This is a genomic window from Citrobacter sp. 21OH12SH02A-Citro, assembly GCF_027919895.1.
Classification (GTDB): Bacteria; Pseudomonadota; Gammaproteobacteria; order Enterobacterales; family Enterobacteriaceae; genus Citrobacter; species Citrobacter braakii.
The window spans coordinates 528,470-550,398 of sequence record NZ_CP114801.1; the positions used below are offsets into that span (position 1 = coordinate 528,470).

Sequence of the window (21,929 nt, forward strand, 5' to 3'; positions counted from 1 at the left end):
GTTCTCTCCTGCGGTGACGTGAAGTCTTCTACCCTATCAGAGTCTGAAGTCTTCCCCAAGGTATACGCGTTTAACGTGCTCATCCTGCAGTATTTCTGTTGGCGTGCCATGCGCGATCAGGTGGCCCTGACTCACGATGTAGGCGCGCTCACACACTGCCAGCGTTTCGCGAACGTTATGGTCGGTAATCAGCACCCCAAGCCCGCTGTCGCGCAGATGTTCGATGATCCGTTTGATATCAATAACGGAAATCGGGTCAACACCGGCAAACGGTTCATCCAGCAGGATAAATTTCGGATTCGCGGCCAGTGCGCGGGCGATCTCCACGCGGCGTCGTTCACCACCGGAGAGCGACTGTCCCATGCTGTCACGCAGGTGTTCGATGTGGAACTCTTCCATCAGCTCGTTGGCGCGATCTTCCCGCTGCTCGCTGGTAAGATCGTCACGAATTTGCAGCACCGCCATCAGGTTATCAAACACGCTCAGGCGACGGAAAATAGACGCTTCCTGCGGCAAGTAGCCGATGCCGCGACGCGCGCGCGCATGCAGAGGCAGCAGGCTGATGTCTTCGTCATCAATGATAATGTTGCCCGCATCACGTGGGACAATGCCGACCACCATGTAAAAGGTCGTTGTCTTGCCCGCACCGTTAGGACCGAGCAGACCGACGATCTCCCCGGAGTTGACGGTCAGACTGACATCTTCCACCACACGGCGGCCCTTATAGGCTTTTGCAAGGTTCTTTGCAGTTAATGTTGCCATAACGAATCAGTTACCTTTTTTCTCTGCCGGAGCCTTGTTTTTGTCCTGCAACTGCGACGGTACCAGAACGGTGGTGACGCGTTTGCCTTTATCGCTGAAGGCCTGCATTTTCTGCTCTTTCACCAGATAGGTGATCTTATCGCCCGTGATGTTGCTATCGAGCTGTTCCAGGTAAGCCTTACCGGTGAGAACGACGAAGTCTTTCGCCAGTTCATAATGCATGTGTGAGGCGTGGCCTTTAACCGGTTTACCGTTGTCCTGCATCTGGTAAAAGGTTGCAGGATTACCGTAGCCATCAATGACTTCTTTACCGTCTTCACCGCCAGGGCGGGTTACGACGACTTTATCGGCGTTAATTTTGATGGTGCCCTGAGTCACAATCACGTTGCCAGTAAAGGTCACCACGTTGCCTTGCATATCAAGAGACTGCTGGTCCGACTCAATGTGAATCGGCTGCTCGGTATCGCCGGTGACGGCGAATGCCGGGATGCTGGCGGCCAGAAGTGCGCTGGCAAGCACAAGATTAAGGCTGAGTTTGTTTGTTTTGGATTTCATATGAGGTTCTAACCTTTTCAATCAGCTCGGCGTTCTTGCTGCGTAAGTTGCCGCGCATCTTCAGTCCGCTGGAGTTAAATGTTGTGCCATATAACGTGACGAGATCATCGGAAGTGACGTCTTGTGTCACCAGGTTAATCTGTGCGTTATCGGTCGTAATTCTGCGTAGTTGAGAGTCGGGCACCAGGGCGTTGACCTCAACATGGCCGTACAGATATAGCATCCGATCGTTGGTCAATTTGGCTTTATCAGCCTTGATCGTCCAGGTCGGTACTTTATCCTTATCAAATGTGGTTAATACCGGTTGAGTAAACCACGAAACCGCTTGTTCCGAATAATATTCAACGTTTTGCGCGATCAAGTGATAGCTCAGTGCGCCTTCGGGACTATACACAACGGTATCAGTATGTTCGCTCTTATAGGTTGGCTCGTTGTTATTTACGACGACCTCAGCGGTGTCGTCTTTGTCTGCCAGATTAATACCAATCATCACAAGGACAGCCAGCGACAGTAGAATGATAACCCAACGTCTGGTTTTGCTCATATCGATTGCCCTTTGGCCTCGTCCAGTTTGCCCTGCGCCAGGAGTAATAAATCGCAGACTTCACGTACCGCGCCGCGTCCCCCATCGATGCGGGTGACATAATCGGCCCGCGGGATCAGCAAAGGATGAGCATCCGCCACCGCCACGCTTAATCCCACTTGTGCCATCACCGGCCAGTCGATCAGATCATCGCCAACGTACGCAACATTTTCAGGAGCGATCGCCAGTTTGCTAAGGAGATCGTTAAAGGCGACCAGTTTGTCTGACTGCCCCTGATACAAATGCATGATCCCCAATGTGGCACAGCGATCTTCTACAAGTTTAGCCTTTCGTCCGGTAATAATGGCAACCTCGATACCGGAAGTGAGCGCACAGCGAATTCCGTAACCATCGCGGACGTTAAAAGCCTTTAGCTCTTCACCGTTGTTGCCCATATAAATCAGACCATCAGACAGTACGCCATCCACATCCAGGATCAGCAAACGGATGTTCTCTGCCCGGGTGATAACGTCTGTGCTGACGGGTCCATAACAGGTCGCAAGCGACGCACCTGCTTTACTCATTTTCTTTATCCTTGAGTTTCTTACACTACACCTGCACGCAGCAGATCATGCATATGTAACACACCAAGTAACCGGTCGCCATCAGCAACCATTACCGAGGTGATATGGCGGGACTGCATTAAATTCAGGGCATCGACGGCAAGAATGCCCGGACGCACGCGAATGCCGCCAGGGGTCATCACATCGGCAATGCCTAACTGGCGAACATCAACGCCCATATCGAAGACGCGACGTAAATCGCCATCGGTGAAAATACCGTCAATCTTCATGTCATCATCGCAAATGACGGTCATGCCGAGATTTTTACGCGTGATCTCAAGTAAGGCGTCACGCAGGCTGGCGCTTTTAGTCACATGCGGGATCTCATCGCCCGTATGCATAATATCGTTAACGCGCAGTAAAAGCTTACGGCCTAGTGCGCCACCGGGATGAGATAACGCAAAATCTTCCGCGGTAAAGCCACGCGCTTTTAATAATGCCACGGCTAGCGCATCGCCCATCACCAGCGTTGCGGTCGTGCTGCTGGTCGGCGCCAGGCCTAACGGGCAAGCTTCCTTAGGCACTTTAACACACAGATGCACATCTGCCGCACGCGCCATGCTGCTTTCCGGACGACCGGTCATGCAGATAAGCGGTACATGAAGACGTTTTAACACCGGGATTAACGCCGCTATCTCATTGGATTCACCGGAGTTAGAGATGGCGATGACTACATCCTGCGGCGAGACCATGCCCAGATCGCCATGTGCGGCTTCGCCTGGATGCACGAAAAATGAGGGGGTGCCGGTGCTGGCAAATGTGGCCGCCATTTTCCGCCCGATGTGTCCGGATTTCCCCATCCCCATCACCACAACTTTGCCCGGGCAGCTGAATATTTTCTCGCAGGCGAGAGTAAAATTTTGGTTGATGTACTGATCAAGCTCCGCCAGGCCTTCACGTTCAATTGCCAGGACTTCCTTGCCTGCTTGCTGAAAGTCAAAACCCGGTTGCAACTCTAAGTGCGACATAATGCGTTTCCAGTTATCCAACGAGAAGTGGCGATAACCAATACAGCATCGCCAGCCATATGATAAAACCGCCGGTCAGCAGCGCACCCGCGCCGCGACCAATCTGGCGCGGACGTCGCCAGCAGAGTAGTGCAAAAATTACGCTCACCAGCAGCATGACGCTATAGTCACGGCTGAAGGCCATCGGATTAACTTCCCCCGGCGTAATCAGCGCCGGCAGTCCGAGGACGATAACAATATTAAAAATGTTCGCGCCGATGATGTTGCCGACGGCAATATCGTTTTCGCCTTTACGCAGACCCGCAATTGCCGTTGCCAGCTCCGGCAGGCTGGTACCAATGGCGACAACCGTCAGCCCGATGGTGAGTTCGCTCATGGCGAAGTAGTTCGCCAGTACGGTTGCGTTATCTACCACCATACGCGTTGCCATTGGCATAATAATTAGCGCAATACCCAACCACAAAAACGCGACCGGTAACCCGCCTTCGCGCGGCAGTTCCGCGATCTGCTCGCGGGTCAGGCTGTCGTTACCTTGTCGCTCAGCCAGACGGGCGATTTTAACAATGAATAACAGCCATAGCACGGCCAGAAGCAGAAGAAAGAAACCATCGCTGCGACTCAATTGCCCGTCATACAGGACCGATGCGGCTAAGATGCTTACCAGCAACATTAGCGGTAATTCACGACGCAGAACATCAGAATGCACGGTAAAAGGATGAATCAGCGCCGACAGGCCTAAAATAAGCAGAATGTTGGTAATGTTAGAGCCGATGGCGGTACCGACGGCTAAATCAAGCTGCCCGTTCATCGATGCGGCAACGGAGACAATTATCTCGGGTAACGATGTACCAATGCTGACCACGGTCATCCCGATGATAATGGGGGGAATACCGAAGTTTCGACATAAAATGGATGCGGCAAATACCAGTCGGTCGGCACCGTAGACCACCAGAAGTAAACCAATTATTAACAGCGCCGTCGCTAAAAGCATCTAAAGTCCTTTCTTCAGGTATACTCGCCGGTCCACTTGAAGGATTTCTGGAAGCCGTCACGAATTCTTAATTTTGACTTTATGCGGCTAAAAAGTAAAACAAATGCCAGCTTTCGCTAACCAGGACAGGTAATAATCTGTAAATATGTTGGGTTCAGGGCTAAATTGAGCGCCAAGCTCTTCGATCAACGAGGCAATAGTAAAGGATGAATCAATGGGTCAGTCTGTGGCGAATCTAATCGATATGCGCGATGTCAGCTTTTCCCGAGGCGACCGCTGCATCTTTGATAATATTTCCCTGACAGTGCCGCGTGGTAAGGTGACGGCGATCATGGGGCCATCAGGCATCGGCAAAACGACGCTGTTGCGTCTGATCGGCGGACAAATCTCCCCGGATAAGGGCGAGATCCTGTTTGACGGCGAAAATGTCCCGGCCATGTCCCGTTCGCGTTTATTTACCGTGCGTAAGCGCATGAGCATGCTATTCCAGTCTGGTGCGCTGTTTACTGATATGAATGTGTTTGACAACGTTGCATACCCGTTGCGCGAGCATACAACGCTGCCTGCGCCGCTGCTGAAAAGCACGGTAATGATGAAGCTCGAGGCCGTTGGCCTGCGGGGCGCGGCAAAATTAATGCCTTCTGAATTATCCGGTGGGATGGCGCGTCGTGCCGCGTTAGCACGTGCTATCGCGCTGGAGCCAGACCTTATTATGTTTGATGAGCCGTTCGTCGGCCAGGATCCCATCACCATGGGCGTGCTGGTGAAGCTGATTTCTGAACTGAACAGCGCGCTGGGCGTCACCTGCGTGGTGGTTTCCCATGATGTGCCAGAAGTGCTGAGTATTGCGGATTACGCCTATATTATGGCGGACAAAAAAATAGTGGCCTACGGTAGTGCTCAGGCGCTGCAAGAAAATGCCGATCCGCGTGTGCGTCAGTTCCTCGATGGCATTGCCGATGGACCGGTTCCGTTCCGTTACCCGGCGGGCGACTACCACATCGATTTACTCAAAACAGGGAGTTAAGCCACCCATGTTGTTAAATGCGCTGGCATCACTCGGACATCGGGGAATAAAAACCCTCAGGACGTTCGGGCGAGCCGGATTAATGTTGTTCAATGCAGTTGTCGGCAAGCCGGAGTTTCGCAAACATGCGCCGCTGCTGATACGCCAGCTCTATAATGTCGGTGTCTTATCGATGCTGATCATTATTGTTTCTGGCGTGTTCATCGGCATGGTGCTGGGGTTGCAGGGATACCTGGTGCTGACGACCTACAGTGCGGAAACCAGCCTCGGTATGCTGGTGGCGCTGTCATTGCTACGTGAGCTGGGGCCGGTGGTTGCGGCGCTGTTGTTTGCCGGGCGGGCCGGATCGGCCTTAACCGCAGAGATTGGCCTGATGCGGGCGACCGAGCAGCTTTCCAGCCTGGAAATGATGGCCGTCGACCCACTGCGCCGAGTGATCTCCCCACGTTTTTGGGCCGGTGTGATTTCATTGCCGCTGCTGACGATTATATTTGTCGCGGTGGGGATCTGGGGTGGGTCGTTGGTTGGCGTAAGCTGGAAAGGTATTGATGCAGGCTTTTTCTGGTCGGCTATGCAAAATGCCGTCGACTGGCGTCTGGATCTGGTCAACTGTCTGATTAAGAGCGTGGTGTTTGCCATTACGGTCACATGGATTGCATTGTTCAATGGTTATGATGCTATCCCGACCTCTGCCGGGATTAGCCGGGCAACGACACGCACCGTAGTGCACGCCTCTCTTGCCGTTCTGGGGCTGGATTTTGTGCTGACCGCACTGATGTTTGGGAATTGAGTTCATGCAAACGAAAAAAAATGAAATTTGGGTCGGGTTATTCCTGCTGGTTGCGCTGCTGGCCGCGCTGTTTGTCTGCCTGAAGGCGGCGAACGTCACCTCAATGCGTACTGAACCGACTTATACGATTTATGCGACCTTTGATAATATCGGCGGTCTGAGAGAGCGCTCTCCGGTGCGGATTGGCGGGGTCGTGGTAGGACGCGTATCGGACATCTCGTTAGATCAGAAAACGTACCTGCCGCGCGTGACGCTGGAAATTGAATCGCGTTTTAACCATATTCCTGACACCAGTTCTCTGAGCATCCGTACTTCCGGTCTGTTGGGCGAACAGTATCTGGCATTGAACGTAGGTTTTGAAGATCCTGAGCTGGGAACGTCTATCCTCAAAGATGGCGGTACGATTCAGGACACGAAATCTGCGATGGTGCTGGAAGATATGATTGGTCAGTTCCTTTACAACAGCAACAGTAAAGGTGATGACAATAAGAATTCTGGCGATGCGCCAGCCGCAACTGAAGGCAATAATGAAGCCACTACGCCTGCGGGCGCAACGAAATAATCTCAGGAGAATCGACGTATGTTTAAACGATTGATGATGGTGGCTATGCTGGTGATTGCTCCACTTAGCGCGGCAACCGCAGCGGACCAGACGAACCCGTACAAACTGATGGATGAGGCGGCGCAGAAGACGTTTGACCGTCTGAAGAACGAGCAACCTAAAATCCGTTCCAACCCGGATTACCTGCGTCAGGTGGTCGATCAGGAACTGCTGCCTTACGTGCAGGTTAAGTATGCAGGCGCACTGGTACTGGGCCGCTACTACAAAGATGCGACACCGGCTCAGCGTGACGCCTATTTCGCCGCATTCCGTGAATATCTGAAGCAGGCTTACGGTCAGGCGCTGGCGATGTACCACGGCCAGACCTATCAGATTGCCCCTGAGCAGCCGCTGGGTGATGCGACCATCGTGCCTATCCGCGTAACCATCATCGATCCAAACGGTCGTCCTCCGGTACGTCTGGATTTCCAGTGGCGTAAAAATTCCCAGACGGGTAACTGGCAGGCGTATGACATGATTGCTGAAGGCGTAAGTATGATCACCACCAAACAGAATGAGTGGAGCGACCTGCTGCGTACGAAAGGTATTGATGGCCTGACGGCACAGTTGAAATCTATTTCTCAGCAGAAAATCACGCTGGAAGAGAAAAAATAATGACGCAGTCACTCACCTGGATGCGTGAAGGCGACAAGCTGGTGCTGGTGGGAGAGCTGGATCAGGACGTGTTAAACCCATTATGGGATGCGCGAGTTGAGGCGATGAAAGGGGTATCCTGCATCGACCTGAACCAGATTTCCCGGGTGGATACCGGTGGTCTGGCATTACTGCTGCACCTGATTAATGAGGGCAAGCAGCAGGGGAACAGCGTTTCGCTCGCTGGCGTTAACGATAAAGTGTACACGCTGGCGCAGCTTTACAATTTGCCTGACGACGTTCTTCCGCGTTAATTTTTGTAAGCCGGATAAGGTCTTGTGCCGCCATCCGGCAAATCCTCTGCGGGGGATCTGCCACTAAAGCCTTGTCTGATTTATCAGCGGGGCTTTTTGCTTATTTATGACAGCGCCACTTTGCTCTAAGATGTTGGGCTGTTTTCACTATCTGACGAATGAAGAGCCCATGGAAAATAATGAAATTCAGAGCGTGCTGATGAATGCACTCTCCCTCCAGGAAGTCCACGTTTCTGGCGACGGCAGTCACTTTCAGGTTATTGCCGTGGGTGAGATGTTTGAAGGCATGAGCCGGGTCAAGAAACAGCAATCGGTCTATGGCCCGTTGATGGAGTACATTGCGGACAACCGCATTCATGCCGTGTCGATTAAGGCGTTTACTCCAGCGGAATGGGCGCGCGATCGCAAACTTAACGGTTTTTGAGCTACGGGTGATATGCCGGTAGCGAAGATAAATTCTTAACAGAGAACAGAATAATGGATAAATTTCGTGTTCAGGGGCCAACCAAGCTCCAGGGCGAAGTCACAATTTCAGGCGCTAAAAACGCCGCGCTGCCGATCCTGTTTGCGGCGCTGCTGGCTGAAGAACCTGTAGAGATCCAGAACGTCCCGAAACTGAAGGATGTTGACACCTCAATGAAGCTGCTGAGCCAGTTGGGGGCGAAAGTTGAGCGTAATGGTTCTGTGCACATTGATGCGCGTGACGTGAACGTCTTCTGTGCGCCGTACGATTTGGTCAAAACCATGCGTGCATCCATCTGGGCGCTTGGGCCACTGGTTGCCCGCTTTGGCCAGGGCCAGGTTTCACTGCCGGGCGGCTGCACCATCGGCGCGCGTCCGGTTGACCTGCACATTACTGGTCTGGAGCAGTTAGGCGCGACTATTAAGCTTGAAGAAGGCTATGTGAAAGCGTCCGTTGATGGCCGCCTGAAAGGCGCGCATATCGTCATGGACAAAGTGAGCGTCGGCGCGACGGTCACTATCATGTGCGCAGCAACGCTTGCCGAAGGCACTACCATCATCGAAAACGCCGCGCGTGAACCGGAGATCGTGGATACCGCGAACTTCCTGATTGCGCTGGGCGCAAAAATAACAGGCCAGGGTACCGATCGTATTACCATCGAAGGCGTTGAGCGCCTCGGCGGCGGTGTGTATCGCGTTCTGCCTGACCGCATCGAAACCGGTACTTTCCTGGTGGCAGCGGCAATTTCTCGCGGCAAAATTATCTGCCGTAATGCACAACCTGACACGCTGGATGCCGTTCTGGCGAAGCTGCGTGATGCGGGAGCGGATATCGAAGTCGGTGACGACTGGATCAGCCTGGACATGCACGGTAAACGTCCGAAAGCGGTCAATGTGCGCACAGCGCCGCACCCGGCGTTCCCTACCGATATGCAGGCCCAGTTCACGTTGCTGAACCTGGTGGCAGAAGGTACGGGTTTCATCACGGAAACCGTGTTTGAGAACCGCTTTATGCACGTGCCTGAGCTGAGCCGTATGGGCGCTCACGCAGAAATCGAAAGCAATACCGTGATTTGCCACGGCGTGGAAACGCTCTCCGGCGCACAGGTTATGGCGACCGATCTGCGCGCATCTGCAAGCCTCGTGCTGGCAGGGTGTATTGCTGAAGGTACGACGGTAGTCGATCGTATTTATCACATCGATCGCGGCTATGAGCGCATCGAAGATAAACTGCGCGCGCTGGGCGCAAACATTGAGCGCGTGAAAGGCGAGTAATCGTCTACGTCTCTTGTAACCCCCAGTTCTGTGAACCGGGGGTTACTACTCATCAGTGTTCATTCAGGATTCTGTTTCTCTTTGCGTCCCCTCATCATCCGCGTTCTGTCGATAAATTCATGTGTTTTTGCATCGTGATAGCGTGACGGCCAAATCACCCACGGGTCGGTTCCCAACGATCGGGCGATAATCAACTCACCTTTTGGCCATGGGCGTGTTAACGCATTGGCCAGCGTTGATGAGCTTAATCCATTTTTACGTGATTCAGCGGCCATTGAGGTCCCTTTCTTGCGCAGTCCGGCGATGATATCGGCCGGATGCCAGTCAATCAGCTTGTTTTCCATAAACTCATCTCTCCTTTGGTTATCGACTTATGGTTCCACGATCGGTTGTGGAGACACTATAACGCCCGGAGAACGAATGTTCTAAAATGTTCATGTAAAGTGTGGGTATATTCAGAATATGCCAAATTTATGCGAAGGTTGCTGGAGAGGGGGGAAGTGTTTATTGGAATTTATAAAAGCATCCCGCGCAGGGCACGGGATGATGAAAGATGCCGCAGGGTATTAACGGTCGCGCTGTACGGCGATATGCGCCAGACCAATCAGCGCTTCTCTCCACGGCGTATCAGGCAGTACCTGCAGCGCAGCGATGGCCTTATCAGCCTCTTCTTCTGCACGTTGGCGAGTCCACTCCAGGGAACCACAGGCGTTCATCGCTTCCAGAACAGGCTCCAGAAGGTGACGGCCATTACCCTGCTCAATAGCCTGGCGGATCATTTGTGCTTGTTCAGGGGTGCCGTGGCGCATGGCATGCAGCAGCGGCAGCGTTGGTTTACCCTCGTTGAGGTCATCACCGACGTTTTTACCCAGTTGCTCACCATCCGCGTTGTAATCCAGCAAATCGTCAATTAACTGGAAAGCAGTACCGAGATAACGGCCATAATCCTGCAACCCTTTCTCTTGTTCTTCGCTGCAACCAGCCAGAATGCCAGAGCATTGGGCAGCCGCTTCAAACAAACGCGCGGTCTTACTGTAGATAACGCGCATATAGTTTTCTTCAGTGATGTCCGGGTCGTTGACGTTCATCAACTGCAAGACTTCACCTTCGGCGATGACGTTGACCGCTTTCGACATGACTTCCAGCACTTTCAGCGAACCGAGGCTGGTCATCATCTGAAAAGCGCGGGTATAGATAAAATCGCCGACCAGCACGCTGGCCGCATTGCCAAACGCCGCATTCGCCGTGGCTTTTCCGCGGCGCATGTCGGACTCATCCACAACATCGTCGTGCAACAGGGTCGCGGTGTGGATAAACTCGATGAGGGCTGCAATCGTAACGTGCGCATTTTCCTGGTAGCCAACTGCACGCGCGGCGAGTACGGCGATCATTGGGCGAATGCGTTTTCCGCCGCCGCTAACGATGTAGTACCCCAGTTGATTGATCAGCTGCACGTCGGAATTGAGCTGTTCAAGGATTGTCGCATTGACCCCCGCCATATCTTGCGCGGTTAACTCATTGATTTTTTCTAAATTCATCGCAAAAGCCGGGCTTCTCGCCCCGATTACCTCACTGTATCGGAAGGTAACGTCGGGTTTAGGGTTATAAATATATGCTGATTGTACTGAAAAAACGCCATAGATAAACGTTACCGTACATGTTGTGTTTTTTTTCTTCATGTATTGACGTAGCACTTGTCAAAGGCTCGCGTTTTGCGTAATATTCGCGCCCTATTGTGAATATTTATAGCGCACTCTGAATCATCAAAAAGGTGTGCGCGGAAGCGGAGTTTTTTATGTACGCGGTTTTCCAAAGTGGTGGTAAACAACACCGAGTAAGCGAAGGTCAGACCGTTCGCCTGGAAAAGCTGGACATCGCAACTGGCGAATCTGTTGAATTCGCAGAAGTTCTGATGATCGCAAACGGTGAAGAAGTCAAAATCGGCGTTCCTTTCGTTGATGGCGGCGTTATCAAAGCTGAAGTTGTTGCTCACGGTCGTGGCGAGAAAGTTAAAATTGTTAAGTTTCGTCGTCGTAAACACTACCGTAAGCAGCAGGGCCATCGTCAGTGGTTCACTGATGTAAAAATCACTGGCATCAGCGCTTAAGTTAAGGGGAGCAGATTAAATGGCACATAAAAAGGCTGGCGGCTCGACTCGTAACGGTCGCGATTCAGAAGCTAAACGTCTGGGCGTAAAACGCTTCGGCGGTGAAACAGTTCTGGCTGGTAGCATCATCGTTCGTCAACGTGGTACTAAATTCCACGCTGGTTCCAACGTTGGTTGCGGCAAAGACCACACTCTGTTTGCTAAAGCAGACGGTAAAGTGAAATTTGAAGTGAAAGGCCCGAAAAACCGTAAATTCATCAGCATCGTTGCTGAATAAGTTTTTCGCGTCCCGGTAACGGATAAAAGCCCCGCAACACGTTGCGGGGCTTTTTACATTCGACGGCCGGTAAATACGCTCGTCGCGCCGTGATAACCCGGAAACGAGCCCTTGCAGGGAATACGGCATGAAGCAGCAGGCAGGTATTGGTATTCTGTTAGCACTCACAACGGCAGTATGTTGGGGCGCTTTGCCAATAGCGATGAAGCAAGTGCTGGAGGTGATGGAGCCTCCTACCGTGGTGTTCTACCGTTTTTTAATGGCAAGCATTGGCCTTGGCGCTATTCTTGCGGTTAAAAAAAAGCTCCCTCCGTTGCGTATTTTTCGCAAAGCGCGTTGGCTGATCCTGTTGGCTATCGCTACCGGTGGGTTGTTCGGTAACTTCATTCTGTTTAGTTCATCCTTGCAATATTTGAGCCCAACGGCTTCGCAGGTTATCGGTCAGCTGTCACCGGTTGGTATGATGATTGCCAGCGTCTTTATCCTAAAAGAAAAGATGCGCGGTACGCAGGTGATTGGCGCCATTATGCTTCTGAGCGGTCTGGTTCTGTTTTTTAATACCAGTCTGATCGAAATTTTTACCCGACTCACCGATTACACCTGGGGCGTTATCTTTGGTGTTGGTGCGGCGATGGTCTGGGTGAGCTATGGGGTCGCGCAAAAGGTGTTATTGCGCCGTCTGGCATCACCGCAGATCCTGTTTTTACTGTACACTTTATGTACTATTGCGTTGTTGCCGTTGGCTAAACCCGGTGTCATCACGCAGCTCAGTGACTGGCAGCTGGCATGCCTTGTATTCTGCGGCCTGAATACGCTGGTAGGATACGGTGCTCTCGCGGAAGCGATGGCGCGTTGGCAGGCGGCACAGGTGAGCGCCATTATTACGCTCACTCCGCTGTTTACGTTGTTATTTTCAGATTTATTATCACTGGCCTGGCCCGATTTCTTCGCCAGACCGATGCTAAACCTATTAGGTTATCTCGGTGCGTTTATCGTGGTTGCGGGCGCGATGTATTCCGCCATTGGTCATCGAATTTGGGGCGGTTTACGTAAGCATGAAACGGTGGTTTCGCAGCCCCGCTCAGGCGAATGATTTACGGAGAGTAAAATGAAGTTTGTTGATGAAGCATCGATTCTGGTCGTTGCAGGTGATGGCGGTAATGGTTGCGTCAGCTTCCGCCGCGAAAAGTACATCCCAAAAGGCGGTCCGGACGGTGGAGACGGTGGTGACGGTGGTGACGTTTGGCTGGAAGCCGACGAAAACCTGAACACGCTGATCGATTACCGTTTTGAAAAATCATTCCGCGCGGAACGTGGACAGAATGGCGCGAGCCGTGATTGCACCGGCAAGCGTGGTAAAGATGTCACGATTAAAGTGCCTGTAGGTACGCGTGTAATCGATCAGGGCACGGGCGAAACCATGGGCGACATGACCAAACACGGTCAGCGTCTGATGGTCGCTAAAGGCGGCTGGCACGGTCTGGGCAACACCCGTTTCAAATCCTCGGTCAACCGTACTCCGCGTCAGAAAACGATGGGTACACCGGGCGATAAACGCGATCTGATGCTGGAGCTGATGCTGCTGGCGGACGTGGGGATGCTGGGCATGCCAAACGCCGGTAAATCGACGTTTATCCGTGCGGTGTCCGCGGCGAAGCCGAAAGTCGCTGACTATCCGTTCACCACTCTGGTTCCGAGTCTGGGTGTGGTGCGTATGGACAACGAAAAGAGCTTTGTGGTTGCCGACATTCCGGGTCTGATTGAAGGCGCGGCTGAAGGCGCAGGCTTGGGTATCCGCTTCCTGAAACACCTGGAACGCTGCCGCGTACTGCTACACCTCATTGATATCGATCCGATTGACGGTTCCGATCCGGTTGAAAATGCCCGTATCATAATTGGCGAGCTTGAAAAATACAGCCAGGATCTGGCGTCTAAACCGCGTTGGTTAGTGTTCAACAAAATTGATTTGCTGGACAAGGCTGAAGCGGAAGAGAAAGCGAAAGCGATCGCCGAAGCGTTGGGCTGGGAAGGTAAATATTACCTGATCTCCGCCGCCAGCCAGTTGGGCGTGAAGGATCTCTGCTGGGATGTGATGACCTTTATCATCGAGAACCCGATTGTTCAGGCGGAAGAAGCGAAACAGCCAGAGAAAGTCGAGTTCATGTGGGATGATTATCACCGCCAGCAACTCGCTGAAGTCGAAGACGAAGCAGAAGATGACTGGGATGACGATTGGGACGAAGACGACGAAGAAGGCGTTGAGTTCATCTACAAGCGTTAATCACATTAAAAACCCCGGCCATGTTGCCGGGGTTTTTTTTCCAGGTTTCAGAAGGCCGGATTAGGTGCGTTAGCGCTGCCATCCGGCAAACATACTCAGTTATTCTGATAAATATCCTTGTATAACCGGCTTTCGAAGCGGACCAGTGGAATACGGCGATTACGCTGATCAGCTGGCTCTACAGCATAACCAGACAGATACTGCACAAATGCCATGCGCTGACCGCTTGCCGTGGTGATGAAGCCTGCCAGGTTATAGACCCCCTGCAGTGAGCCTGTCTTCGCCGATACTTTGCCATCTACGCCAGCCTGATGCAGACCCGCACGGTATTGCAAAGAGCCGTCATGGCCTGCCAGCGGCAGCATGGTGATAAAGTTCAGCTCGTTATCGTGCTGAGCGATATATTGCAGCACCTGCATCATGGTCGCTGGGGCAATCAGGTTATGGCGCGAGAGACCAGAACCGTCGGCAATAATGGTGTTGCCGATATCAATACCCGCTTGCTGACGCAGAATCTGGCGTACGGCATCAGAACCTGCTCGCCAGGTACCTGGCACGTTAAATCGTGCATGGCCAATCATACGGAAAACGGTATCGGCAATCATGTTGTCCGATTTTTTCAGCATAATCTTAAGCAGGTCGTGCAGCGGCGCCGACTGCTTGCTGGCTACCACGGTCCCCGGCTCGTTGACCAGCGTCTGGCGCAACAGAGTCCCGCTGTAAGTGATACCGGCTTGTTTTAGCTCATCTTTGATAATCGCCCCGGCATAGCTGGCGCCGTCCTGAATAGCGAATGCCAGCGGCAGCGGATCGGCTCGTTGGGGCAGGCATCCGGTCAACGTAAAGCGGTTGAGATCGCCTGGAACCACGTCCAGTTCACAATATTGCGCTTCGGCAGAGCCACGAGCGAGAGTACGCACCTGACTGAACATGGTGACCGGGTAGTAAGATGCCACGCGGATAAAGGCGAGATCGTTAGGTTTTTGCGCGCTATAGAGTGAAACCGAGAAACAGTTACGATCGACAATGGCTGCTGCGGGCGGTGCGCTAAAACACTGCGTCATGTCGTTCCAGGGCCAGCCCGGCGCTTTATCATGGCTGGCGAAAATGGAGGTGTCGATCAAGACATTTCCGGCAATTTGCGTCACGCCTGATTTTTTCAGGGTTGCCACCATATTGCGAATATCCTGACGTTTTAGCGTCGGATCGGCACCAAATCGCGCCACTAAGTCACCTTTCAAAACGCCGCCTTCCACGTTGCCTTTAGTCTCAAGCGTGGTGGTAAAACGAAAGTCAGGCCCGAGCTGAATCAATGCCGCCAGCGCGGTGATCACTTTCTGGGTACTGGCCGGCAGCGCCATCTGCTGGCTATGGTAATCAATAGCAGGAGCAGGTGCGCCAACCTTCTGTACCATAAGGGCGAGGTTGGCCCCGGCAGGGAGCTGATTGATATACTCGTCGACGTTCGCAGCCTGAACGCTGAACGCTATACTGGCAGTCAATCCAATGGTAAATCTGGAAAATCGCATAATCTCGCGCTAACAACCTGGAAACAGGCCGTCATACTACGGCGCAACGCCCCAAAAAGTAAACGATGACCCATAGGGAACTCCAGGGTAAAATGATCATCAAATAGAGAATTGTAGCTGACCTGGGACCCTGAGCCCCGGGTCGGTATTTTTTTGCTTCTGACTCTGGCATGGCGTATGCCAGAGTGGGCTTAGCAGCCGGGGTGAGAGCAGCCGCCCCCTACAGGAATGTTCAAGAGGTATAACAAATGCAAGCTATCCCAATGACCTTACGTGGTGCTGAAAAACTGCGCGAAGAACTGGATTTTCTGAAATCGGTGCGCCGTCCTGAAATCATTGCCGCTATCGCAGATGCGCGCGAGCATGGCGACCTGAAAGAAAATGCAGAGTATCACGCGGCGCGCGAACAGCAGGGTTTCTGCGAAGGGCGCATTAAAGATATCGAAGCTAAACTGTCCAACGCGCAGGTTATCGACGTCACAAAAATGCCGAACAATGGTCGCGTAGTTTTCGGCGCGACGGTTACCGTGCTGAATCTCGATAACGACGAAGAGCAGACCTGGCGTATTGTCGGCGATGATGAAGCCGATTTTAAACAGAACCTGATTTCGGTGAACTCGCCTATTGCTCGTGGCCTAATCGGTAAAGAGCAGGATGACGTGGTGGTTATTAAAACGCCGGGCGGTGAAGTTGAATATGAAGTAACGAAGGTAGAATACCTGTAATTCGCATCTTGGTTAAGATGTTGATACATTGTAAAGAAAGGAAAAAGGCCGCTTAGCGGCCTTTTATCAACGAAGAGAGCGTGGCATTTTGCTCTCCTGCTAGCGGAAAATCCCGCGTTTTACACAAACTTCGTGTGCAACTTTGGGATATTCTTAGCGTGGCAGCGAGATTTTACGTTCTTTAGTCGGGCGATACAGTACCAGCGTTTTACCGATGACCTGTACATTGCAGGCGCCGGTTTCGCGTACGATAGCTTCCACGATCAAGGTTTTAGTATCGCGATCTTCCGAGGCGATTTTCACCTTGATAAGTTCATGGTGCTCTAACGCTTGTTCAATCTCGGCCAGTACCCCTTCGGTCAAACCATTGTTGCCAAGCATAACTACAGGCTTGAGCGGATGTGCCAGACCTTTCAGGTGCTGTTTTTGTTTAGTACTCAGATTCATCGTATATTTTTGCTTACGTTGGGATTGAAAACGGGTCATTCTACCGCCATCTCCCATATATCGCCAAATAGCTGTGTAGAAATTTACACCATTGGTTACGATGAACTGCCCTTTGGGAATGTGAAATGACAGGTAAAAAGCGTTCTGCCAGCTCGAGTCGCTGGCTTCAGGAACACTTTAGCGATAAATATGTTCAGCAGGCGCAGAAAAAGGGGTTACGTTCCCGTGCCTGGTTTAAACTTGATGAAATACAGCAAAGTGACAAAATTTTTAAACCGGGGATGACGATTGTTGATCTCGGTGCTGCACCCGGTGGCTGGTCGCAATATGCGGTTACGCAGATCGGCAACACTGGCCGCATTATCGCTTGCGATCTTTTACCTATGGATCCAATCGTTGGTGTGGACTTCCTTCAGGGCGACTTTCGTGATGAATTAGTCCTGAAAGCGTTACTTGAGCGCGTAGGTGACAGTAAAGTACAAGTTGTCATGTCTGATATGGCGCCAAATATGTGTGGAACACCGGCGGTGGATATTCCCCGGGCCATGTATCTGGTAGAGCTGGCGCTTGGAATGGCTCGTGATGTATTAGCGCCAGGTGGTAGTTTTGTAGTGAAGGTGTTCCAGGGCGAAGGCTTCGATGAGTATCTAAGAGAGATTCGCTCCCTGTTTACGAAGGTCAAAGTTCGTAAGCCGGACTCTTCTCGCGCCCGTTCGCGTGAAGTGTATATTGTAGCGACCGGGCGTAAACCATAACCGGTAGATTTCAAACGAAAGTTTGAAAGAAACTGGATATAGAGTATCCTGACGCTGTTTTTAACACAGTTGTAATATGAGGTTAATCCCTTGAGTGACATGGCGAAAAACCTAATTCTCTGGCTGGTCATTGCCGTTGTGCTGATGTCAGTATTCCAGAGCTTTGGGCCCAGCGAGTCTAATGGCCGTAAGGTTGATTACTCTACCTTCCTGCAAGAGGTCAATCAGGACCAGGTTCGTGAAGCGAAGATCAACGGACGTGAGATTAACGTTACCAAGAAAGATAGTAACCGTTACACGACCTACATTCCGGTTAACGATCCGAAGCTGCTTGATAACCTGCTGACCAAAAACGTCAAGGTTGTTGGTGAACCGCCTGAAGAGCCGAGCCTGCTGGCTTCTATCTTCATTTCCTGGTTCCCAATGTTGCTGCTGATTGGTGTCTGGATCTTCTTCATGCGTCAAATGCAGGGCGGTGGTGGCAAAGGTGCCATGTCGTTCGGCAAGAGCAAAGCGCGCATGCTGACGGAAGATCAGATCAAAACGACTTTTGCGGACGTTGCTGGTTGCGACGAAGCAAAAGAAGAAGTTGCTGAGCTGGTTGAGTATCTGCGCGAACCGAGCCGTTTCCAGAAGCTGGGCGGTAAAATCCCGAAAGGCGTCCTGATGGTCGGTCCTCCGGGTACGGGTAAAACCCTGCTGGCGAAAGCTATCGCAGGTGAAGCGAAGGTTCCTTTCTTCACCATTTCCGGTTCTGATTTCGTGGAAATGTTCGTGGGTGTCGGTGCATCTCGTGTGCGTGACATGTTCGAACAAGCCAAGAAAGCGGCACCGTGCATCATCTTCATCGATGAAATCGACGCCGTAGGCCGCCAGCGTGGTGCAGGTCTGGGCGGTGGTCACGATGAACGTGAGCAGACACTGAACCAGATGCTGGTTGAGATGGACGGCTTCGAAGGTAACGAAGGCATTATCGTTATCGCGGCAACTAACCGTCCGGACGTTCTTGACCCTGCGCTGCTGCGTCCAGGCCGTTTCGACCGTCAGGTTGTGGTTGGTCTGCCGGATGTCCGCGGTCGTGAACAGATCCTGAAAGTGCATATGCGTCGCGTACCGCTGTCTCCGGATATCGATGCGGCAATCATTGCACGTGGTACGCCTGGCTTCTCCGGTGCAGATCTCGCGAACCTGGTCAACGAAGCGGCGCTGTTTGCAGCTCGTGGCAACAAGCGTGTTGTATCGATGGTTGAATTCGAGAAAGCGAAAGACAAAATCATGATGGGTGCGGAACGTCGCTCCATGGTGATGACGGAAGCGCAGAAAGAATCTACCGCGTATCACGAAGCAGGCCACGCGATTATCGGTCGCCTGGTACCGGAACACGATCCGGTGCACAAAGTGACGATTATCCCGCGCGGTCGTGCGCTGGGTGTGACCTTCTTCCTGCCTGAAGGCGACGCTATCAGCGCCAGCCGTCAGAAACTGGAAAGTCAGATCTCCACGCTGTACGGCGGTCGTCTGGCCGAAGAGATCATCTACGGTGTTGAACATGTTTCTACCGGTGCGTCGAACGACATTAAAGTCGCGACTAACCTGGCGCGTAACATGGTTACTCAGTGGGGCTTCTCCGAGAAACTCGGTCCGTTGCTGTACGCTGAAGAAGAAGGCGAAGTGTTCCTGGGACGTTCTGTGGCGAAAGCTAAACATATGTCCGATGAAACGGCTCGTATTATCGATCAGGAAGTTAAACTGCTGATTGAGCGTAACTATGACCGTGCGCGTCGTCTGCTGAACGAAAACATGGACATTCTGCACTCGATGAAAGATGCGCTCATGAAATATGAGACCATCGATGCGCCGCAGATTGATGATCTGATGGCTCGCCGCGAGGTACGTCCGCCAGCGGGTTGGGAAGAACCGGGTTCTTCTAACAACAACTCTGGCAGCACCGGCAAGCCGAGTGCGCCGCGTCCGGTTGATGAACCGCGTGCGCCGGACTCTGGCACCATGTCAGAGCAACTGGGCGACAAATAAGTTATCGTTGATGATGACCGTGTTCTAATTTAAAACCCTGGGGCTTGCCCCGGGGTTTTTCTTATTTGTATATTCAAGATGTTATCAGGGATAAAACTATGAAACTCTTTGCTCAGGGGTCTTCACTGGATCTCAGCCATCCGCACGTCATGGGGATTTTGAACGTCACGCCAGATTCCTTTTCCGATGGTGGTGCGCACAACTCTCTGGTTGAGGCGGTAAAACACGCAAACCTGATGATTAACGCCGGGGCGACTATCATTGATGTGGGTGGTGAATCCACGCGTCCAGGTGCGGCCGATGTGAGCGTGGAAGAAGAGTTGCAGCGAGTGATCCCGGTGGTGGAGGCGATTGCTCAGCGTTTTGAAGTGTGGATTTCGGTCGATACTTCAAAAGCAGAAGTGATTCGCGAGTGCGCCAGAGTCGGCGCACATATCATTAATGACATTCGCTCACTCTCGGAGCCTGGGGCGCTGGAAGCCGCAGCAGAAACCGGATTACCGGTTTGTCTGATGCATATGCAGGGTCAGCCGAAAACCATGCAGGAAGCACCAAAGTACGAGGATGTTTTTGCTGATGTAAATCGTTACTTTGTTGAACAAATAGCACGCTGCGAGCGGGCTGGAATCACAAAAGATAAATTGTTGCTCGACCCCGGGTTCGGATTCGGTAAAAATCTCACTCACAACTACACATTACTGGCACGTTTGGCTGAGTTTCATCATTTTAATCTGCCATTGCTGGCTGGGATGTCACGAAAATCAATGGTTGGCCAGTTGCTGAATGTGGGGCCATCCGAACGCCTGAGCGGTAGCCTTGCGTGTGCGGTCATTGCCGCAATGCAAGGGGCGCATATCGTTCGTGTCCATGACGTCAAAGAAACCGTAGAAGCGATGCGTGTGGTGGAAGCCACATTGTCTGCAAAGGAAAATAAACGCTATGAGTAATCGTAAATATTTTGGCACCGATGGGATCCGTGGTCGCGTAGGCGACGCCCCAATTACCCCTGACTTTGTGCTCAAACTGGGTTGGGCTGCAGGAAAAGTGCTGGCACGTCATGGTTCACGTAAAATTATTATTGGCAAAGATACGCGTATTTCTGGCTATATGCTGGAGTCCGCACTGGAAGCGGGTCTGGCTGCCGCCGGACTGTCGGCTTCTTTCACAGGCCCAATGCCAACACCTGCTGTTGCATATCTGACGCGTGCCTTCCGTGCTGAAGCCGGGATTGTTATCTCCGCTTCGCACAACCCGTACTATGACAACGGAATTAAATTCTTCTCCATCGATGGGACCAAACTGCCGGATGCGGTTGAAGAAGCTATCGAAGCCGAAATGGAAAAAGCGATCACCTGCGTGGACTCGGCTGAACTGGGTAAAGCTACCCGCATCGTTGATGCTGCCGGTCGTTATATCGAGTTTTGCAAAGGCACCTTCCCGAATGAATTGAGTCTGAGTGAGCTTAAAATTGTGGTGGATTGCGCTAATGGTGCGACGTACCACATTGCGCCAAATGTACTGCGTGAGCTGGGCGCAAACGTGATTGCTATTGGTTGTGAGCCAAACGGTGTGAATATCAATGAAGAAGTCGGCGCTACCGACGTCCGTGCCCTGCAGGCGCGCGTGATGGCGGAAAAAGCTGATCTGGGTATTGCGCTGGATGGTGACGGCGACCGCGTCATTATGGTTGACCACGAAGGCAATAAGGTCGATGGCGATCAGATCATGTACATCATTGCCCGTGAAGCCCTGCGTCAGGGGCAACTGCGCGGTGGCGCGGTAGGCACGCTGATGAGCAATATGGGCCTCGAGCTGGCGCTGAAACAGTTGGGTATTCCGTTTGCCCGTGCGAAAGTCGGCGACCGCTACGTACTGGAAAAAATGCAGGAAAAAGGCTGGCGTATCGGTGCTGAAAACTCAGGCCATGTGATCCTGCTGGACAAAACCACCACCGGTGACGGTATTGTTGCAGGTCTGCAGGTACTGGCGGCGATGGTGCGCAATCATATGAGTTTGCACGACCTGTGCAGCGGCATGAAAATGTTCCCGCAACTGCTGGTTAACGTACGTTACACTGCAGGTAGCGGCGATCCGCTGGAACATGAAAACGTGAAAGCGGTGATGGCTGAAGTTGAAGCTGCACTGGGCAATCGCGGACGTGTTCTGCTGCGTAAGTCAGGTACAGAACCGTTAATTCGCGTGATGGTTGAAGGTGAAGATGAAGCGCAGGTGACTGAATTCGCTCACCGTATTGCCGATGCCGTCAAAGCGGTGTAATCACTAAAAACA

The 21,929-nt window shown here is 52.3% G+C and carries 26 protein-coding genes; 16 read left to right on the forward strand and 10 right to left on the reverse strand.

What is annotated here, in order from left to right:
• Positions 1 to 36: 36 nt before the first annotated feature.
• Genes lptB through O6D90_RS02620 form a run of 6 tightly spaced genes read right to left on the reverse strand, consistent with a single transcriptional unit; the run spans position 37 to position 4,422 of the window.
• Positions 37 to 762 carry an LPS export ABC transporter ATP-binding protein gene (gene lptB / locus O6D90_RS02595; protein WP_003025073.1) on the reverse strand — a complete coding sequence of 242 codons (726 nt, stop codon included), beginning with the start codon at positions 760 to 762 and terminating at the stop codon, positions 37 to 39.
• 6 nt (positions 763 to 768) lie between these two features.
• Positions 769 to 1,317: a lipopolysaccharide ABC transporter substrate-binding protein LptA gene (gene lptA, locus O6D90_RS02600; RefSeq protein WP_016154688.1), complete on the reverse strand. Its 549-nt coding sequence runs from the start codon at positions 1,315 to 1,317 to the stop codon at positions 769 to 771.
• Positions 1,286 to 1,861: an LPS export ABC transporter periplasmic protein LptC gene (gene lptC / locus O6D90_RS02605; protein WP_016154687.1), complete on the reverse strand. Its 576-nt coding sequence runs from the start codon at positions 1,859 to 1,861 to the stop codon at positions 1,286 to 1,288. Before lptC ends, lptA begins: the two co-directional genes overlap by 32 nt.
• Positions 1,858 to 2,424, reverse strand: a complete 567-nt coding sequence (gene kdsC, locus O6D90_RS02610) for a 3-deoxy-manno-octulosonate-8-phosphatase KdsC (protein ID WP_016157574.1) — start codon at positions 2,422 to 2,424, stop codon at positions 1,858 to 1,860. Before kdsC ends, lptC begins: the two co-directional genes overlap by 4 nt.
• A 20-nt stretch (positions 2,425 to 2,444) precedes the next feature.
• Positions 2,445 to 3,431 carry an arabinose-5-phosphate isomerase KdsD gene (gene kdsD / locus O6D90_RS02615; RefSeq protein ID WP_016154685.1) on the reverse strand — a complete coding sequence of 329 codons (987 nt, stop codon included), beginning with the start codon at positions 3,429 to 3,431 and terminating at the stop codon, positions 2,445 to 2,447.
• A 13-nt stretch (positions 3,432 to 3,444) separates the two neighbouring features.
• Positions 3,445 to 4,422 (reverse strand): calcium/sodium antiporter, encoded by a 978-nt coding sequence (locus tag O6D90_RS02620; protein ID WP_016157573.1) that lies wholly within the window; start codon positions 4,420 to 4,422, stop codon positions 3,445 to 3,447.
• 214 nt (positions 4,423 to 4,636) lie between these two features.
• Here O6D90_RS02620 and mlaF point away from each other — a divergent pair, with 214 nt between their 5' ends.
• The 7 genes from mlaF to murA all read left to right on the forward strand — a co-directional run bounded on the left by mlaF (position 4,637) and on the right by murA (position 9,485).
• Positions 4,637 to 5,449 (forward strand): phospholipid ABC transporter ATP-binding protein MlaF, encoded by an 813-nt coding sequence (gene mlaF / locus O6D90_RS02625; protein ID WP_016154683.1) that lies wholly within the window; start codon positions 4,637 to 4,639, stop codon positions 5,447 to 5,449.
• 7 nt (positions 5,450 to 5,456) lie between these two features.
• The gene (gene mlaE / locus O6D90_RS02630) at positions 5,457 to 6,239 is read left to right on the forward strand and encodes a lipid asymmetry maintenance ABC transporter permease subunit MlaE (RefSeq protein WP_003025053.1); all 783 of its coding nucleotides are present in this window, start codon (positions 5,457 to 5,459) and stop codon (positions 6,237 to 6,239) included.
• 4 nt (positions 6,240 to 6,243) lie between these two features.
• On the forward strand, positions 6,244 to 6,801 hold the full coding sequence (mlaD, locus tag O6D90_RS02635) for an outer membrane lipid asymmetry maintenance protein MlaD (protein ID WP_016154682.1): 558 nt from the start codon (positions 6,244 to 6,246) through the stop codon (positions 6,799 to 6,801).
• 18 nt (positions 6,802 to 6,819) lie between these two features.
• Positions 6,820 to 7,455, forward strand: coding sequence for a phospholipid-binding protein MlaC (gene mlaC / locus O6D90_RS02640; protein WP_016154681.1), 636 nt, complete (start codon positions 6,820 to 6,822; stop codon positions 7,453 to 7,455).
• Entirely contained in the window at positions 7,455 to 7,748 is a 294-nt protein-coding gene (mlaB, locus tag O6D90_RS02645; protein ID WP_016154680.1) for a lipid asymmetry maintenance protein MlaB, read from the forward strand. Before mlaC ends, mlaB begins: the two co-directional genes overlap by 1 nt.
• A gap of 169 nt (positions 7,749 to 7,917) precedes the next feature.
• Positions 7,918 to 8,172 carry a BolA family iron metabolism protein IbaG gene (gene ibaG, locus O6D90_RS02650; RefSeq protein WP_003025040.1) on the forward strand — a complete coding sequence of 85 codons (255 nt, stop codon included), beginning with the start codon at positions 7,918 to 7,920 and terminating at the stop codon, positions 8,170 to 8,172.
• A 53-nt stretch (positions 8,173 to 8,225) separates the two neighbouring features.
• Complete coding sequence (murA, locus tag O6D90_RS02655) at positions 8,226 to 9,485, forward strand: UDP-N-acetylglucosamine 1-carboxyvinyltransferase (protein ID WP_003839949.1); 1,260 nt, start codon at positions 8,226 to 8,228, stop codon at positions 9,483 to 9,485.
• 59 nt (positions 9,486 to 9,544) lie between these two features.
• On the opposite strand, the gene sfsB is transcribed toward murA, so the two are convergent.
• Together sfsB and ispB are read right to left on the reverse strand one after the other, a co-directional pair.
• Complete coding sequence (sfsB, locus tag O6D90_RS02660; RefSeq protein WP_016154679.1) at positions 9,545 to 9,829, reverse strand: DNA-binding transcriptional regulator SfsB; 285 nt, start codon at positions 9,827 to 9,829, stop codon at positions 9,545 to 9,547.
• Positions 9,830 to 10,051: 222 nt separating this feature from the next.
• On the reverse strand, positions 10,052 to 11,023 hold the full coding sequence (gene ispB, locus O6D90_RS02665; protein WP_019077785.1) for an octaprenyl diphosphate synthase: 972 nt from the start codon (positions 11,021 to 11,023) through the stop codon (positions 10,052 to 10,054).
• Between the two features lie 257 nt (positions 11,024 to 11,280).
• On the opposite strand from ispB, the gene rplU reads away from it, so the two are divergent.
• The 4 genes from rplU (at position 11,281) to cgtA (ending at position 14,150) form a co-directional block, all read left to right on the forward strand.
• Positions 11,281 to 11,592 carry a 50S ribosomal protein L21 gene (rplU, locus tag O6D90_RS02670; RefSeq protein ID WP_003025032.1) on the forward strand — a complete coding sequence of 104 codons (312 nt, stop codon included), beginning with the start codon at positions 11,281 to 11,283 and terminating at the stop codon, positions 11,590 to 11,592.
• A 19-nt stretch (positions 11,593 to 11,611) separates the two neighbouring features.
• Complete coding sequence (gene rpmA, locus O6D90_RS02675) at positions 11,612 to 11,869, forward strand: 50S ribosomal protein L27 (protein ID WP_003025030.1); 258 nt, start codon at positions 11,612 to 11,614, stop codon at positions 11,867 to 11,869.
• 127 nt (positions 11,870 to 11,996) lie between these two features.
• Positions 11,997 to 12,962: a DMT family transporter gene (locus tag O6D90_RS02680; RefSeq protein WP_016154677.1), complete on the forward strand. Its 966-nt coding sequence runs from the start codon at positions 11,997 to 11,999 to the stop codon at positions 12,960 to 12,962.
• 15 nt (positions 12,963 to 12,977) lie between these two features.
• Positions 12,978 to 14,150, forward strand: coding sequence for an Obg family GTPase CgtA (cgtA, locus tag O6D90_RS02685; protein ID WP_016154676.1), 1,173 nt, complete (start codon positions 12,978 to 12,980; stop codon positions 14,148 to 14,150).
• A 95-nt stretch (positions 14,151 to 14,245) separates the two neighbouring features.
• Here cgtA and dacB read toward each other — a convergent pair whose 3' ends face one another.
• Positions 14,246 to 15,679 (reverse strand): serine-type D-Ala-D-Ala carboxypeptidase, encoded by a 1,434-nt coding sequence (gene dacB / locus O6D90_RS02690; protein ID WP_016157571.1) that lies wholly within the window; start codon positions 15,677 to 15,679, stop codon positions 14,246 to 14,248.
• A 248-nt stretch (positions 15,680 to 15,927) separates the two neighbouring features.
• Here dacB and greA point away from each other — a divergent pair, with 248 nt between their 5' ends.
• Complete coding sequence (gene greA, locus O6D90_RS02695) at positions 15,928 to 16,404, forward strand: transcription elongation factor GreA (protein WP_016154674.1); 477 nt, start codon at positions 15,928 to 15,930, stop codon at positions 16,402 to 16,404.
• 153 nt (positions 16,405 to 16,557) lie between these two features.
• Here greA and yhbY read toward each other — a convergent pair whose 3' ends face one another.
• Positions 16,558 to 16,851: a ribosome assembly RNA-binding protein YhbY gene (yhbY, locus tag O6D90_RS02700; protein ID WP_003025016.1), complete on the reverse strand. Its 294-nt coding sequence runs from the start codon at positions 16,849 to 16,851 to the stop codon at positions 16,558 to 16,560.
• A gap of 125 nt (positions 16,852 to 16,976) precedes the next feature.
• Here yhbY and rlmE point away from each other — a divergent pair, with 125 nt between their 5' ends.
• The 4 genes from rlmE (at position 16,977) to glmM (ending at position 21,917) form a co-directional block, all read left to right on the forward strand.
• Positions 16,977 to 17,606: a 23S rRNA (uridine(2552)-2'-O)-methyltransferase RlmE gene (rlmE, locus tag O6D90_RS02705; protein ID WP_003025015.1), complete on the forward strand. Its 630-nt coding sequence runs from the start codon at positions 16,977 to 16,979 to the stop codon at positions 17,604 to 17,606.
• A 99-nt stretch (positions 17,607 to 17,705) separates the two neighbouring features.
• Positions 17,706 to 19,640 carry an ATP-dependent zinc metalloprotease FtsH gene (gene ftsH / locus O6D90_RS02710; RefSeq protein ID WP_019077783.1) on the forward strand — a complete coding sequence of 645 codons (1,935 nt, stop codon included), beginning with the start codon at positions 17,706 to 17,708 and terminating at the stop codon, positions 19,638 to 19,640.
• 98 nt (positions 19,641 to 19,738) lie between these two features.
• Entirely contained in the window at positions 19,739 to 20,587 is an 849-nt protein-coding gene (gene folP, locus O6D90_RS02715) for a dihydropteroate synthase (RefSeq protein WP_016157570.1), read from the forward strand.
• Entirely contained in the window at positions 20,580 to 21,917 is a 1,338-nt protein-coding gene (gene glmM, locus O6D90_RS02720) for a phosphoglucosamine mutase (RefSeq protein ID WP_016157569.1), read from the forward strand. The genes folP and glmM overlap by 8 nt, the downstream gene beginning before the upstream one ends.
• Positions 21,918 to 21,929: the final 12 nt, after the last annotated feature.